Raw genomic sequence first — 15,978 nt, 5'->3', positions numbered from 1 at the left:
TCGTTCACACCCCTCGGAACCCCCTCGCACAACTTCCCACCGAAAGCGGCAAATCCAGAGAGATTTGGCCGCTTTCCGTTTTTGGCACGCCTCGTGCATCTGTTTCCCTTCAATCATCCGGCCAACGCCAAGCCGGGGTATTCAACGAAGCAACAACGCGACACTTTCCCGGTTGCGTTTTATTGAAGGAGTGTTGAGATGAACGACCTCAAGGATCGCGTGAAGAACGGCATCGACGCCACCGCCGACAAAGCCAAACAAGCCACGGACGCGGCCGCCAACGCCGCCGACCGGAGCAAGTCCGGCTTTGGAAGCGTCATCGACACCGTGAAGGATGGTGCCCAACACGCCGCGGACGCCGTCACTGGCAACGCGGAACAAGCCTTTGACAAGGCCAAAGACTTTGTCCATGACGCCCGCGACAAGGCCAGCCATCTCGTCCACGATGCCCGCGACGTGGCCGTGAAGGCCGGGGACAAAGTCCAGAAGTATGCCGAGGATGCCTATGAGGCGACCTCCGAAAAAGTGTCCGACTTTGGCCGCGAACTCACGAACGTGGTGAAGAAACACCCGGTTCCCGCCCTGCTCGTGGGCTTCGGCCTCGGGTTGCTGATCGGGCGTTCCCTGAAGGCCTAAATCAGTTTCCTGAATCACTCCCGGGGTTTTTTTAACAGAGATTAGCACCCCCGTTTGCCCCGAGGTTGTGGCCCCGGTGTCCCTTAGAAGACACCGGGGTTTTTTCGTGGCTACTTCCGGTCACGGAATTCCCGATGACAGGCCGTGCAATTTTCGCCGATGAGCCGAAACAATGTTTCTCGGTCGCTTTTCTCTTTGCCTCCCCGCAAATCATCCTCCAGTTTCCCGGCCAGTTCTTCGCCGACGGACATCAGCCGTTGAAACTCACCCGGTCTCTTCGCCGTCTCCGGCAGGCGAGCCGCTTCCCGGAAATGTTCCCGCAGTTGCAACACCTCATGGGCCGGGTCCAAGTCTGCGTGTCCCTTCGAGGTTGTCCACCCGGCCGCCCGGATGAGTTTCACATGGTCCCACCGTTCATCGACGCTCACCATTTGCTTCACCAAGTTGTTCACTGTCGCCACTGACGGCGGGAATTCTCCCGCCACTCCCGCCAGTTCGTTCGCGGTCATCGCCTCCACATCCCGGTACAGCCCGGCGTATTTCGGATCGGTCCCCGCCATCTTCATGAAGTCGACCGCCTGTTTTGCGGAACAACGTCCGTCCCGACAACGAAGCCCGGCGACCGCCGCCGCCGGACCGCGATGAGTCCCGTGGTGGCAATGAACATAAACCGGCCCCTCTCGTTCGGCCATTGCAAACAATTTCGCGAGCTTCAAGGCGGTGTCCGCCGGGATGCCATCATACCCGACCGGCAGGTGGGCATACCGCATCCCGAACTTCGCGGCCATCGCAACCTCCGGCGCCGCCCCGTCCACGGAGACAATGAATTTGACCCCCAAGTCTTGAAGAGAACGAAACCCCGCCTCGCCCTCCGGCGAACTCCCGGACAGCAAATGATCGTTGAGCCGGATGACGTTGTGCAAGCCGGGACGATTGCCAACCATGACCGGCTCAAGCGGCGCCGTGGTTTGCTCGGGGATTGGAACAGGTTTTGTGCAACTGGCGAGCAACAAAGATAAGAGAATCATGCAGTTGCGGCTGTTGGATTTTAGCATGTTGATAACCATGTGAAAAACTTAACAACAAACAGTCATAGGCCAGATGTAATCCGGCAAGACTATTTCCAGGCCGACAAAACGGTCATTTGCCGGGGATAAACATGAAAAAGCCAATGCCACTAATCAATTTTGGAGTAGGGAATCGTGTCACCTGCCGGGTAACGGCTTATCGCCTGCTGGTGCCTTTCACTTGGCGACGGCCTCTTCCCTCTCCATTTTCACGACGAGGTCATTCGCCAGAGTTTGAAAACTTTTGGCATAGCGCGTGGACACGGTTTTCCAATAACCCCGGACATAGGACTTGCGAAAGAAGTGGATGAGATTCTGTTCCCATTCATCCCAATCCTCTGACTCTTCCAGTTTCAACCGCATGTGATGTTTGAAGATTTCCTCGAAGAACGTGTAGCCGAGTTCGCACATGCGATGGAGTTTTGATCGTTGGTCTGATGACACTTGCTGGGGAAAGGGGATGTCGAGCAGATCGTATTCTTGGAAATGCTCGAAGACAAACCGGTTGAACGAATCAAGCCTCGCGTAAAGTTGAGACTCCATTGAGGTGACAATATTTTTCTGGACGAGTTCAGACTGATTCCGCAACAGCCGGAATTGCCTCACCACGATGATGAGCGTCACGAATGTCCCCAAGCCGCCAATCGCGGTACAAACTCGATGAGCGATCTCCAGCCAAGGGGCCGCCTGAAGATGGCCCTCGCTTTTGACCAGCGGGTTCAGCAAAAGCCCGATGGCCGTGCCCAACACGACGCCAAACGCCAAAATGATCAAGGAAGAACGCTTCATCCAAGTCTCCGGGAACCACCGAGCCAACTGTTTCAGTCCCATTGGCGGCACCTGCCCAAACTTACGGCCGCCGACTTGGCGGGTAAAGGCTGCCGGAATCGGATGATGGAAACGATTGGGAGAAGGTTCGCCAGATGTCGTGGCGAACCAAAAGTTGATTGACAAGATTAAGATAAAATAGAATTAATCAGTATTTTATTCATCGTCCGCCGCCTCGGCTGGGCGATATTTGGTCAGCAGTTTCCGCAGCGTCGCCCGCGCCAGCCCCAACCTCCGGGCGGCGGCGACGCGGTTGTTGCCGGTTTGCTGAAGGGCCTCGTCCAACAGGGCCGGTTCGGTTAATTGCAGCATCTTGTCATAAAGTTCGGTCGGTTCTTCGGTGTGCTGCGCCTGATCCCGCACCCAATCCCGCACGAGGCCGCCGATGCGCTGGCTGAGCGTTTCGGCTCCCATGACGCTCACCGGCGGCGGGAAATGCTCCGGCATCAGCGGCGTGCCTCGGGAGATGATCGCCCCATGTTCGATGGCGTTTCGCAATTCACGAACATTCCCCGGCCAGGTGCGCGACCGCAGATATGCGGCGGTCGTCTCGGAGATGGTTGGATTGGCGCCGTACTTTCGCGCAAAGTAAGCCACCAATTGATCGATGTCTTCCGAGCGGTCCCGGAGCGATGGCAGCCGGATCTCAAAGACGTTCAGGCGAAAATACAAGTCGTGTCGAAACTGGCCGGCGTTCACCTGTTTCAACAAGTCGGCGTTGGTGGCCGCCAGAATGCGGACGTTGATTTTCTCCGGCACGCTTCCGCCGACCGGCAACACTTCCTGATGTTCCAGCACGCGAAGCAATTTCGCCTGCACCGGCAGGGGAATATCCCCCAGTTCGTCGAGGAACACCGTGCCGCCGTTGGCTAGCGCCAGCAGGCCCGGCTTGCTCTGGCCCGCCCCGGTGAAAGCCCCCTTCACATGGCCGAACAGTTCGCTTTCCACCAAGTTGGCATTCAGCGAAGCCACATGCACCGGCAGAAACGGTGAGGCCCGCCGGTGGGAATGCCGGTGGACGGCCCTCGCCACCAATTCCTTGCCCGTGCCGGATTCCCCGGTGATGAGGACGCTGGCGTCCGTCGGGGCCACCAACGCGATCCGCTTGAAGACGGCCTGCATGGCGAGACCATGCCCGACCATCTCCTCCTCGCCGACGGGCGCCATGTCCGGGGGAATGGCGTGAGTCTCGGCCATCCGTCCGGCCAACGCCCGGTTCACGACTGCTTGAATCTGGGCCAAGTCGAACGGCTTTGCCAGATAGTCGAACGCCCCTCCCTCGACCGCCCGCACGGCTGTGGAGAGATTGCCGTGGGCGGTGATGACGATGATGGGGGCGTTGTTCGACAACTCACGCAACTTGGCCAGCACGCTCAGCCCGTCGAGACCGGGAAGCCGCACATCAAGGATCACCACATCCGGCTTGAGGCCGGGAGTCTGTTCCAAAGCCGATTCAGCGGATGCCGCCACGCCGACGCGATGCCCCTGCCGCTCGAACGCCTTGCGCAGCGACCAAGAGATCGCTTGTTCGTCATCGACGATCAGAATACCGGCGGGCATGATGGCTCCGATTTGAAAATCCCGGACGTGGCAAGATGGCCAAATTCATTCCGTTGATGGTTTGGATTCATTTGAATCACACCAAACGGACGAATTTGGCCATCTTGCCATCTTCCGAATTTTATCACCTTTTCTTCACGAGCTCGCGGGATTGGGCGCCTCTTCGGGAGGCGGGGTGACGACCGCCGGTTTCGGGGCGCCCTTGTGGGCTTCGGCTTCTTCCTTCGAGAACAGCACCAGAAACGTTCCCAAAGCCACAAAGAGAATGCCCACCGGCAGTTTCCAGCCGGGCACCTCGAAGCCAAAGTTCCACGGGTCGTTTGGCTTGGGATGCCAGATGAGACTCATGAGCGTGTTGATCGCCGGGGCGAGGCTGAAGATCAACGGGGCAATGTAAATCCGATAGGTTGCCGGATTGACACCTTCCAGTTTGGCGGTGTCCACGGCGGCTTTGCTGGCGAAGATCACACAGATGGCGCCGACGGCCCCGGCGATGCCGGCCAGGCTGCTGAAAATCAGCCCGTTCGTCTTCCATTCCGGCTTGGCGTCGTCCCGGATGCTCATCAGCACGAGCGGAATCACAACCGCCATCACAAAGTAGGCGATGCCGACGCACAGGATGGAGGCCAGTCGCCCTCCGACCGTCCCCGGCCGGGTGGTCAGTTCCGTTCCCCCGTAAAAAATGATCGGCACATAAGTGCCCCAAGCCAGCCCCGCCAGAATCACATAGCCCCACCACGGGATGTTCATGAGAGTCCTTGCTCCATCGGAAACGTCGTCAACACTTCACCCCCCGAATTGTAGGCGGGCCGGGGCTGTTCGACCGGACGCATTCGCCTCCTGTAAAAGATTTAACCGTCGGGGCCGACCAGCCTTAATCGTGGAATGCGTGTCCGAAAATTCGAGGGATGAAAGCCTATGGGGCAGCCGACGGCTTCACGCCCTCCCTGGCAAGCCGGGCTTTGACATCGGCGATCTGAGCATTGATGGGATTTAAGGCATCCTCGGACAAGACGCCCGCCTCCACCCGGATCTCCATGATCTTTCGCCTTCTCTGAAGATTGCCAGCCAGCACATGGAGTAATCGCTTGACCTCGCCGGAGTCGCGTTTTACCTCCGCCAGTTCGATTCCAGCCTTGATCACCCCGGCTTCCGAGGCCAAGAGGTCCAGTTCCGTGCCGATTCCGGCATCGACTCGGATCTTCGTGGACTCCAATTCCTTTTCGAATGCCGAGACTTTTTCCCGCAAATGTTGAACACTTGGATCATCGGCCGGCGATGCGGGCGTCATTTCCCGGATCTCGACGTTTCGATAGATTGTTCCCTGTTGGACATGGCCGAATCCCAAATATCCAGCGACCGGTTGATAATTTTTGAAAATCCGGCCTTCCCCGTTGATTCGGATCTCTAGCTCATTTGCCCGACTGATTACTTCCACCCGATTCCATTCCACCCGATTCCTATGATCATCCAAGTTTCCACCTCCTCGAATATTCTCGGGTGGGATTTCCATCATCCCCGGCCGGAACGTATAAACCTTGCCAAGCGGATTGGCATTCGGCTCTTGTACCAGTTCCAATTTCGCGGCCATAGGCGGTTTCTGGAAATCATCCGGTTCTTGCAATCCCCAAAGCGCCGTGCCAACAATCATTGACCTCGGCGAGGATATCCTCGACTCGCACTCGAAACGAAGATGGAATTCGCGATATTTTTTTTCGGTTCGGAGATAGCCCCCGTTTGGTTCTCCCTGGGTAATCAACCGCTCGAAATCAAATCTCCAAAAATCGGCAATGTTCTTCTTGGGGTTATGCACCGAAACCCATTCTTTTAGATCTTTGCCATTGAAGAGACTGGCCCATTTTTCATCCTTCCTCTGGGGAATGCCCTTGAGGTAACCAAAAGCCCATGGAGTGACCTCCCGGACTTTTCCGTCTCGCGTGAGGACTAGCCCGCCTGTGGTTGGAGTTTGCGAGTCGTAAGCCAATGCTAGACGAGAAGGATCCACGTTTATCATTTCGGATGTGCGCCCGTAGAGAAACACCATGGTGTCACTGTTCAATATCTCCCAAGCTTTGGGATTATCCGTGAGATATGGTCGCAAATCTCCGGCGTTGGAAGGATTTTGCTTATGTTTTCCGGCGTACAGCTGATAAGCCACATTGATTGCTCGAAAACTGTTGATGCGTTCTTGAAGAGCCGTTTCCCTGGCCTCGATTGAACGGACCCACATCTTGCTGCTGGCGTTATCGACTCGCAGGGCGATGCTGCCACCGGCGCCGGAACTTCCCGTAATCACGGGGACGGACATGGCGATCACTGGCGTGCCGTCGATCTTCGTCTCGAACTTCGCGCCATCCGCAATGATTTCCAGATCGAACCATTCGCCCGGCTTGAGGCGTATCGTCGTTTCACTCGAAGCCGCATCCGCATCTGCTTTCAGTGGACCGGGCCGCCAGACGACAAGTTCGCCGGGGTTGCGATGTTCAAGTTTGAGGGTCACCCACCCTGATCGACTCGCGCGAGAACGACGAACGGAAATGGCGCCGCTCGCGCCTTGGTTTAGTCGGGCAGTCATTCGCAGATGGAAGTTCTCCCAGTCTTCTCGCCGGGTGGTCAGCAAAAAAGGCATTGCCGACTTCCCCGTTCCTTTTAGCAAGCCGTCTTCAACAGTCCAAAGGCCCCCCTTCGTGGTGGTGTCGACATCCCAACCCGTCAAATCTTTGCCGTTGAAGAGTGATTCCCAGCCGTCGTTGTTCGGAATGGGCTTGTTGATTTCCGGACCATCAACCAGTTCGGGCCTCCTTGGCGGGGATATTTGGGAGAAGAAATAAGACGCGGTCACGATGGCGAAAAACAACAAAGGGGCCATCAAGATGGCGGTGATCAATACCCATTTCCGGAGCCTCCCCGGCTTCCCGCCGGACGTGCGGGCCGGATGGCCAAATACCTTACGTGGCTTGATGTTGGCCCCGCCATCGGCAAGCATGTCGGCCACTTCGCGGGCGGTCTGGAAGCGGTCGGCCGGGTTTTTGGCGTGCAGCTTTTCGATGAGCAGGCACAGCCATTCCGGTGTTTCGGGGACAATCTCCCGGATCGGCCGGGGGATGTCTTCGGTCACTCGCCTCAGCACGGCGGGCGTCGAATTGGCCCGGAACGGCGGGCGGCCCGTGCACATCACATACAACACGCTTCCGAGGCTGAACAAATCGGCACGGTGGTCGAGTTGTTCTCCCTTCGCTTGTTCCGGGGCCATGTACATCGGCGTGCCGGCCACCACCCCGCTGCGGGTCAGGCTGGCGTCGTCCACCGCGCGGGCCAAACCGAAATCGGTGATTTTCACCACCGGAGTTGGCCCGGAATTGACGAGAATGTTGCTCGGCTTGATATCACGATGAATCAGCCCGGTGGCGTGGGCAGCGGCCAGCCCTTCGGCGATTTGCCGGCCGATTTGCAAGACTTCGGCGGTCTCCAACGGCCCGGTGCGGTCGATCCGCTGTTGAAGGGTTTCACCGGGGATAAACTCCATCACCAAAAACGGCAGCGGCTGTTCCTCGACAGCATGAACCTGAACGACGTTCTCATGCCGGACGGCCGCCGCCGACCGGGCTTCCCGCAAGAATCGCTTGCGAGCGGGCGAGGTGACCGCCATTGCCGGGGAAAGGGCCTTCAGGGCGACCACTCGTTGCAACACCTCGTCGAACACCCGAAAGACAATGCTGAAGCCCCCCTTGCCAATTACTTGAAGGACTTCGTAATTCCCGATCCTCCCCATTGAATCCGGGCGTTCGGAAGGCGTCAGAAAGCCAAGTTCCTCGTCCCCGGAGTCCCTGTTGAAAGCGGGACCATCATGTGTCCGGGTGATAACTGGTTCAGCTGATTGAACAATCGGCTGATCGAGCAGGCTGTCCGGCTGATGGTGGGCGCGCAACAGGGCCGCGAGATGCTCTTTGAGGGGGGCGTCCCCGGCACAAGCCTCATCCAGAAACTTCGTCCGTTGGGCGGCATCGGCAATCTCAATCGCGCCCAGGAAAAGGGCCTCGACTCGGGCAAACTCGGCGGACATGACATCGCTCCGGTGTTGTTTGACCATCAATGCGACGTTTCGAGTGTTCGCTGTCGAAAAAACCAAAAAATTATTCCGTCATCGCCTTCCGCAGCCAGGCGCGGGCGAAAGTCCACTTCTGGCGGGCGGCATAGACCGTCAGCCCGAGCATGGCGGCAATTTCCTCATGCCCCAGCCCGGCAAACTGCCTCAATTCGACCACTCTTGCCGCCAGCGAGTCCGTCAAGGCAAGTTGTTCAAGGGCATCGTCCAAGGCAATCAGTCGTTCGTCGGGATCGCGCGTGCGGACATCCAACAGTTCGACTTTTGCCATCCCACCGCCGCGTTTTTCACGATGCTTGCGCCGGGCCGCGTCCACGAGAATGCGGCGCATCGCCTCGGCGGCCGCCGCGAAAAAATGGCCGCGATTTTCCCAGCGAGCGTCGTCCGTCGGCCCGACAAGCCGGACATAAGCCTCATGCACAAGGGCGGTGGGCTGGAGGGTGTGATCGGCCGCCTCGGCCGCCATCCGCGCGGCGGCGAGCCTCCGCAACTCGTCGTAAACAAGCGGCAGCAACTCGGCGGCCGCCTGCCGATTCCCGGCCGTGGCGGCTTCAAGCAATCGGGTGACATCGGACATAACAATTCAATTTACAGACACGGCGAGCTTGATGTTCGTCAATTTGACCGGTTATTTCCATCCCGGCCGCGCCGCCGGTCGGTCGTCATCGACGCGAAAACAACCAAAGTGAGAGGTCGCCAGTTTGTTGATGAGTTCGCGGCCCTGCTGGTTGTAGCGTTTAGGATCCAACCGCATCGCTTCGCGGGCGTGCGTTTGGGATTCCTCCACACGCTGGATGTCCTCAAAGAACCGGGCCGCCAGAAAATGGTGCTCCGCGGTCGGAGACATTGACAAGAGTTGTTCCAATTCAGTTTCAGCCTCGGCGACCCGGCCCAGTTGTCGCAGGGAATAGTGAATCCCCGTTTGCGCCCGGATCAGGCCGCCGGGCCGGCCGGGGAATTCGGGATGTTCCCTCCATGCGGAGCGGGCCGATTCATAGGCCGTCAACGCTTCGGTGAGCTGATTTTCGTTCTCTCGAATGACGCCCCGCAAGAGAAGGCCCTCGGGCCAAAAAGGCGTTCCTTCGAGGCTTTCCAAAGTCTCCAAAGCTTCCTCGCGACGATCCAGTATCGCCAGTTCTCGCGCTCGCTCCAATCGGGCGACCGGGGAAGCCGTTGAGAGAAGAGGCGTCATCACATGGGATTCCAGCCGGGCAATCAGGCGATCCAGATCATCAGCCAGACGTTCGACCGGTTGATTCCGAATCCGTTGATCGGGGTTCAATTCCTGTAGCTGTCTGGCGAGAACGCGAGCCTCTGCGATTCGAGATTGTTCCAGCAATTCATCAAGCTTCGCTGCCTCATGCCGACTGCGGGCTTTCACATAAACGCTTCCCGCCCCCAGCGACAATAAAACGCCGACGATGATCGTCAGCCCGATGTCGGCCGTGCGGGGCGGCTTTCCCCTCAGCCAGCCGATCATCATCAACAACGGCGGGATGGCCCCCAAGCCATAGGCAAGCGCGACATCGGGAAAGACAAGCGGACTGGCCATGAGGTTTTATCCGGGGGATGTCTTGAGGGCGGGTCGGCGCCAGATCAGCCCGTCGTAGGCGTAATGCACAAACGCGACGATCACATTCACCGTCAGCCACACCTCGGCCATCTGTTGATTCGCGTGCCAGCCGATCACCCCCAGAATGCCGATGAATCCCGCCAGCGTGATCGCCCAGCGCACGGCGAACCAGCCGAGCAAGCCCGTTGAGGACGGGCGCTTTGTCTGGTTTTGTCGCACCGACCACGACACAAGGGCGAGATACTCGACCGCATGGGCAATGGCCGAAGCCGTCGCCAGTGCCAGCACCAGAGCCGGCCGGTGAACGTGAACCGCCCATAGCATGGCGATGAACAGTCCCAAGATGCTCAAGAGGTAGGCAAGCCGGCCGGGGGAACCGCCGGGAGACCGCCACAGATTGGCGAACAACAACAATGCGGGAATCGCCAGCGAACCCAGATCGAATTGACCGAGGAGAACTTCCCACGACGGATCGACCAGACCGACCGTCGCCACGCGGAAGGTGACATACAGCAAGAATCCCCGCATGGCCCACTTTTCAATGGTTACCCGCGAGGATGGCGCGGGATCATCCATGCGGTCATAAATTCGGTAGATGCCGTGATGCTGGGCGGCGAAGTGCCATGCGTTCCAAATGTAATCAATCACCAGCAAACAAGTGAGCGCGCCGGCGGAGAATCGGACTCCCAGCACGGCAACGCCAAGCAAGAGCGGGATTGCCAGGTAAGCCGCCCGGCGTTCTTGAAACCGCCCCGGATCTGTCCAGAGGATCAACATGGTGATCCAACGGTGCGGAGTGGTGATGAAATACAACCGCCAGAAAGTGATGCCGGACTGTCCCAAAAAATCGGACGACATTGGCACAAGAAGCAATAACGGCCAGCCAATGTTGGCAATGAACACCAGATCGATCAACGGACTGAACAGCCATCGGGATGGGCGTGCGGCGGCGACAGGGATTGAGGACAACTCCGCCGACGCCTCGGGCTGGTTCATATGTTCGCCGGAAGAACCAACAAGCCGTTCATTGACGCTTCAACTCAAGATCAATCTGATTGGGCGACTTCTTTTCCACCGTGATCGTCAGCGGGGATCTTTGCGGGTCTTGGTAAATCGGCGGAATGCGATCCTCTGGCGGAACGGTCATTCGTGATTTGTGCGAAACCTTCTCGCCATCGCGGCTGGCTTCCGGTTCCTGTTCGACCACTTGATGAATGACCACCCGAAACTCGCCCGCCATCGAGCCGTCGCCGGGTTTGTTGGTCATCATCTCAAAGGTTCCGTCCGGGGCGATCTCTCCCCCGGCCGTTTTGCCGGGTTGATCGCCGACCGGCATAAAGGAGATGGAACCCCCGCCGGCCATCGGCTTGCCTTGAAACATGACCCGCCCCTTCACGGGATACAGGGCCGGTTCGCCACACCCGGCGAACATCAGAAAGGCCAACGGGAAAAGCACGAACACACGGGAAAATCGCATGGCGGGTTCCGGATGAGAATGTAAGGGAAGGCGGCTCGACGGCAGGTCACTCGCTGATCGTCTCGCCGCCGCCACGGGAACCCATCGCCTGCCATGTCGTCAGGGTGATGCTGTCGCGGACAAAGCGAACGCTTCCGTCGGCCATTGACACGTTCACGCCGCCCGTGTGGTAACTGCGGGACGCCGCATACATTCCGGAATAAGGGCTGCCGACCTGGACGCAGGGCATGCCTTCCTGCGGAAAGTTGCGGCATCCCCAAACACCGTCCGGAGTGGCCGAATTCGGGCCGGTTTGGGCGCTAAAGATATTTCCGCCCATCGTTCCATATCCCCATGTTCCACGGGTGTCTTGGTAGGAAGGGCCGTTGGCGCTCGGCTGGCGATATTTCAATTCGCTCAGCATCAATGTTGTTGACGAACCATCGGTGATGTGTTCGATGTGAGTCGTCGAATTGTTTCCGAAAACTCCGCCCGTGGTGGCGTCTTGATAGTAACTGGAGCCGTAGCCGCTTTTCCCGTATGACGCGCAATAATTTCCTCTCGCCAGGTCTTCCATGCCGGTGCCGTTGGCCAATTGCTCGTCAGTGTACGGATGGGAGGGGCAATCCATGGCTTTCAAATGCTGGTTGCCAATCGGCGTGGCGGCATAGGTGCCATTGCCAAACCAATCCACCACTTCGGGCCGTTCGGCCTGGATCTTCTCGAAGTTGCGATTGAGAGCGTCTTGTTCCATGTGGGGCAGGATGAAGCAGATCCAAGGACCGCCAATGCCGATCGCCCCGCCGCCATTTCGGCCGTTGGGATCATCCCCGGCGGCGATTGATCCCGAAGCCGGGCTTTTGTTCACTGTGCCGGGGGGGAACTGGCCCATGGCTGAGTGATAATTGTGCAGCCCCAACGAAAGTTGTTTCAAATTGTTGGAGCATTTCATCCGGTTGGCAGCTTCGCGGATCTTCTGCACGGCCGGCAACAACAGGCCGATCAAGATGGCGATAATGGCGATGACAACCAGCAGTTCAATCAACGTAAAACCAAATCGAGCCTGTGATGCGCGCCCAAGTGTTCCGAAACGAACACGTCGCGTCGATAAACGATTAAACATTGATGTCCTGCAAAAATGAGGCGGGGTGGCGGGTGGGTGAGAGTAATATGCCAGTCTCGCTTGAAGGAAGACAGCACAATAACATGAATTTAAGGTGAAGAAATTTGTGGGATTGAAAACGGATTTGAAATTGAATGAGCGTCACATGGGTGCGGAGACCCCTCATGGAAGATGAGGGGTCTGAACTATTGCAAAATGTGCTTGATCGCCGGAAGGGTGTAAAAATATGACCCAGGGTGATCGTGTTGAATCCCTGCGGCACTCAATCTCTCATCACGCCAGCAATCCGGCCTCGCCGAGGATCTTGGCCAGTTGCTGACGCTTCTCCGGGGGAAGCGGGGCGATGGGCGAACGGCTCGGGCCGACATCACGGCCGCACAGGGCCATCGCCTGTTTCACCACGCCGGGGGCCGTGCCGATCATCAGAGCCAGTCGCACCGGGCTGAGGCGGGCTTGGGCCGACTGGCACTTTTCGATGTCTCCGGCCACGAAGCTCTCATAAATTTCGACCAGCAACTTCGGGGCGATGTTGCACGACGCCGGGACTGCGCCACGGGCGCCGAACATCAGGGCCGGGGCGATCAGCGTGTCGCGCCCCTGAAGCACGGCGAACGTGTCAGGAACCAGTCGCACGGTTTCGATCAGGTTGGTGAGATCGCCGGACGAATCCTTGACCGCCACGATATTCGGAACTTGAGCTAGCTTCGCAATCGTGTCCGGGTCGATTTTCAGCCCGCCGCAAGTCGCCGGGTTGGAGTACAGGATCACCGGCAGCGATGTGGCCGCCGCGACCCGGCGATAGTGGTCGGCGATCTCGCTTTGATTCGGCATCACAAAATACGGCGTGATGACCGACACCCCGTTGACGCCCTCCCGCTCGGCCATCTTGGTGTGCCGAATCGCCTCGCGCGTCGTCTCGGCCCCCGTTCCCGCATACACCGGAACCCGTTTGTTCACATGCTCCACCGCCGTGGCAACAATCCGCTGCTTCTCCTCGTCTGAGAGCGCATAGCACTCGCCGGTGGTGCCCATGACGAAGATGCCGTTGACGCCGCACTCGATCTGCCAGTCGATGATTTCTTTGAGTTTCTTGTGATCCACCTCTTCATCAGGTGTCATCGGCGTGACGATGGGCGGGATGATTCCTTGGACTTGAAGCATGTGTTTTCCCTTGTTTGAGTGACTCGACTAGGTATCTGTTCTACGTCCGATTTCGCGAGTTTGTCATCGCAACAACTTCCTAATCGGCATGATCGAAGACCTCGAATCTCAGCATGATCTCGTCGAACCGGATCGAGTTCTCCAACTTGATCCGGCATACGCGGGTCAGGGAAATGTCCTTTAAGAACTTGAGCCCGATCACCATTGCGGCCCTGGCTGAGTACAAGAATTTCCGCATCCCGAAGTGGAGAGAGTGGGTATTAGTCCGTCAGTCAATGTAACTGACCGGGCGAAAGGATGAGTGTTTTGCGTACTTTAAGGTTGGGTAATCGGAAGCCCAAAACTTGCAGGTAATTTTTCGTTTCAAGGCTTTGGCCAAAAATGTGGTCATAGGAATATCGAACCGTTGAAAATCAACGTCTCTTGAGTTGCCTGCAATCACCGGCCATTCGTCGGGTGATCCTTCTGTCAGCCAAAAATACCAGTTGCCATTTTCGTCAGTGGCCCAAGGAAGCATCCCCCCAATTTCGGGGAATATCGCATATGGCATTCGTTCGGGCATGATTATTTTCAATGTTCGGGCAATATCCAAAATTCGCTTTGTTGATTGCAACAAATTGCGGTATTCGCCTCGTGAGAACGGATTGAAGACATTGATGAGGTTTGCCAGAAGACCAGTACCATACGTGGAAACGAAATCCCGGTAATCCGACGGGAGCGGCGAGCCCAACTCAGCTTCGATGCTTGACCATGTGGACTGATCGCCAACTTCTAATGGAGAAGTTGGGGGCGGGATGAATGAAACAAGTTCCTTGACAGCCATGAATGATTCCTTTCACATTAAAGCTCGTCTAAAATAAGAGCCATCAGAAACAATGACGAACATCCGTAAAAACCAAGGGTTTTGCTTCATTGTTTCCGAACGCTCTAAAGGTGCCCAGAGCTTGAAGCATCCAACTCTCTCAATTTTGAATTTGGATCAATGTACGGCACAATCGACAAGCATGAAGCCGTGAATCGGAAATCAGATTTCTGTTTCAACACCCCAGCGTTTGAGCAGGTTGTGTTCCACGCCGAGTTGGTCGCAGACGCGGCCGACGATGAAGTTGACCATGTCGTCCACGGTCTTTGGTAGCGTGTAAAATGCGGGCATCGCCGGCAGCACAACGGCCCCGGCTTCGGCGACCGTCGTGAGGTTTCGCAACTGGATGATGCCGAGCGGCGTTTCGCGGGGGACCAGCACCAGTTTGCGGCGTTCCTTCAAATGCACGTCGGCGGCCCGGTGGATCAGGTTCTCCGAGACGCCGTGAGCGATGGCGGCCACGGTGCCCATGCTGCACGGGCAGACCACCATCCCGGCGGTCAGGAACGATCCGCTGGCAATGCCCGCCTGGAAGTTTCGATGGTGGTGATAATGCAACCGGGAGAGATCAAGGCCCGGCGAAGTGAAGAGACTGGCGGGGTTAAAATTCGACAGGTCGAGGGTGAGGGAGAGTTCTTGTTTGAAAACCTCGGCGGCCGCCGGGCTGATGATGACATGAACGGTGCGACCGGTTTTCAGAAGGGTTTCCACCAACCGGATGCCGTAGGCCGAACCGCTGGCTCCGGTGATGGCGACGACAAGATCGGTGGCGGCCATCGGAGTTGTCCGTTTGAGTTGTCCGGGGCCGTCACGTCGCGTTCACGCACCCCAACAACTGACCGAGGATGTTGTCTTGCGGATAACTGTGCCCGAGATGTTGCCGGAAGCCCTCGGCGGAAGCCACTCCGGCGGCGGCGCCTTGTTTGGCGGCCCATGACCTCATGGCGATCAGGTAGTCGTCGACGCCGTGATGCTTCAGCAGCCAGTTGCGCTGGCTGGCGTGGCAGGCGAGCATCGTTTCCTTGTCCGGCAGTTGTTTGGTGATGTCGATCCAGAAATTCGGCCGAATCGCCCGGCCGAAGAGATCCTTCCCTTCCAGCGGATCGCAGTAGTACAGATGCGGGATATGGTCGAGCGGCTTGAGGCCCTCCCATCGGCCGTGCAGATAATTCGGGATCGGGGCGGCGAAGCTGGCGGCCCGGACGACCTTGCTGGTCATCTCGTGATCCATGTGGTAATCGTCGGGGCTGTGAGTGAGGACAATCGAGGGTTGCGTCTTCGCCATGAGCCGGACGACTCGCTCGATCAATTCGTCCGTGAAATGGACCCGCAGGTCGCGGGCTTCCACACAGTGGTAGGTCGCCCCGATGAAATCGGCCCCGGCTTTTGCCTCGGCACGGCGGATGGCGGCGATTTCATCCGGGGGATTGACCGCCGACCCGCAGTCGCCGGGGGTCATGGTCGCCGCGTGGACGGTCCAGCCTTGTTCACGGATCAGCCGGATTAACGTGCCGGCACAGAGGAATTCCACATCATCGGGGTGGGCGAGAATCGCCAGCGCCACCTTGTTCATCGTTCAGATCCGTCCTTCGAGGGTCGGGGTAAAA

15 protein-coding genes are annotated in these 15,978 nt (G+C 57.9%); 1 reads left to right on the top strand and 14 read right to left on the bottom strand.

The annotated features are described in order from the left end of the window. The first annotated feature begins 198 nt into the window (after positions 1–198). The gene (locus BGIM_RS55145; RefSeq protein ID WP_020475369.1) at positions 199–636 is read left to right on the top strand and encodes a hypothetical protein; all 438 of its coding nucleotides are present in this window, start codon (positions 199–201) and stop codon (positions 634–636) included. Positions 637–746: 110 nt separating this feature from the next. On the opposite strand, the gene BGIM_RS55140 is transcribed toward BGIM_RS55145, so the two are convergent. The 14 genes from BGIM_RS55140 to BGIM_RS0140705 form a co-directional block, all read right to left on the bottom strand. After that, entirely contained in the window at positions 747–1,664 is a 918-nt protein-coding gene (locus tag BGIM_RS55140; protein WP_157369808.1) for a protein-tyrosine phosphatase family protein, read from the bottom strand. A 216-nt stretch (positions 1,665–1,880) separates the two neighbouring features. Then, a complete protein-coding gene (locus BGIM_RS0140770) occupies positions 1,881–2,492 on the bottom strand; it encodes a hypothetical protein (RefSeq protein ID WP_020475367.1) in 612 nt (203 codons plus the stop codon). Positions 2,493–2,687: 195 nt separating this feature from the next. After that, positions 2,688–4,091 (bottom strand): sigma-54-dependent transcriptional regulator, encoded by a 1,404-nt coding sequence (locus BGIM_RS0140765; RefSeq protein WP_020475366.1) that lies wholly within the window; start codon positions 4,089–4,091, stop codon positions 2,688–2,690. Positions 4,092–4,226: 135 nt separating this feature from the next. Next, a complete protein-coding gene (locus tag BGIM_RS0140760) occupies positions 4,227–4,841 on the bottom strand; it encodes a hypothetical protein (protein WP_020475365.1) in 615 nt (204 codons plus the stop codon). 166 nt (positions 4,842–5,007) lie between these two features. Beyond that, positions 5,008–8,154 (bottom strand): protein kinase domain-containing protein, encoded by a 3,147-nt coding sequence (locus BGIM_RS59185; protein WP_202947387.1) that lies wholly within the window; start codon positions 8,152–8,154, stop codon positions 5,008–5,010. A gap of 70 nt (positions 8,155–8,224) precedes the next feature. Beyond that, entirely contained in the window at positions 8,225–8,773 is a 549-nt protein-coding gene (locus BGIM_RS0140750; protein ID WP_020475363.1) for an ECF-type sigma factor, read from the bottom strand. A gap of 51 nt (positions 8,774–8,824) precedes the next feature. Beyond that, positions 8,825–9,748 (bottom strand): hypothetical protein, encoded by a 924-nt coding sequence (locus BGIM_RS0140745; RefSeq protein ID WP_020475362.1) that lies wholly within the window; start codon positions 9,746–9,748, stop codon positions 8,825–8,827. 6 nt (positions 9,749–9,754) lie between these two features. Further along, on the bottom strand, positions 9,755–10,765 hold the full coding sequence (locus tag BGIM_RS0140740; RefSeq protein WP_020475361.1) for a hypothetical protein: 1,011 nt from the start codon (positions 10,763–10,765) through the stop codon (positions 9,755–9,757). A gap of 28 nt (positions 10,766–10,793) precedes the next feature. Continuing rightward, the gene (locus BGIM_RS59180; RefSeq protein WP_020475360.1) at positions 10,794–11,246 is read right to left on the bottom strand and encodes a hypothetical protein; all 453 of its coding nucleotides are present in this window, start codon (positions 11,244–11,246) and stop codon (positions 10,794–10,796) included. Positions 11,247–11,292: 46 nt separating this feature from the next. After that, complete coding sequence (locus BGIM_RS0140730; protein ID WP_029631666.1) at positions 11,293–12,348, bottom strand: DUF1559 domain-containing protein; 1,056 nt, start codon at positions 12,346–12,348, stop codon at positions 11,293–11,295. A 273-nt stretch (positions 12,349–12,621) separates the two neighbouring features. Beyond that, a complete protein-coding gene (gene dapA / locus BGIM_RS0140725) occupies positions 12,622–13,509 on the bottom strand; it encodes a 4-hydroxy-tetrahydrodipicolinate synthase (protein ID WP_020475358.1) in 888 nt (295 codons plus the stop codon). Between the two features lie 268 nt (positions 13,510–13,777). Further along, the gene (locus BGIM_RS59175) at positions 13,778–14,332 is read right to left on the bottom strand and encodes an SMI1/KNR4 family protein (RefSeq protein ID WP_020475356.1); all 555 of its coding nucleotides are present in this window, start codon (positions 14,330–14,332) and stop codon (positions 13,778–13,780) included. A 201-nt stretch (positions 14,333–14,533) separates the two neighbouring features. Then, positions 14,534–15,148, bottom strand: a complete 615-nt coding sequence (locus BGIM_RS0140710) for a UbiX family flavin prenyltransferase (protein ID WP_020475355.1) — start codon at positions 15,146–15,148, stop codon at positions 14,534–14,536. Between the two features lie 31 nt (positions 15,149–15,179). Then, positions 15,180–15,944 (bottom strand): PIG-L deacetylase family protein, encoded by a 765-nt coding sequence (locus tag BGIM_RS0140705; RefSeq protein WP_020475354.1) that lies wholly within the window; start codon positions 15,942–15,944, stop codon positions 15,180–15,182. Positions 15,945–15,978 lie beyond the last annotated feature (34 nt).

The organism is Zavarzinella formosa DSM 19928 (genome assembly GCF_000255705.1).
In the GTDB taxonomy this organism is placed as follows: Bacteria; Planctomycetota; Planctomycetia; order Gemmatales; family Gemmataceae; genus Zavarzinella; species Zavarzinella formosa.
Note: the sequence above shows the minus strand (reverse complement) of the source record. Positions and strands in the feature narration are given on the sequence as shown.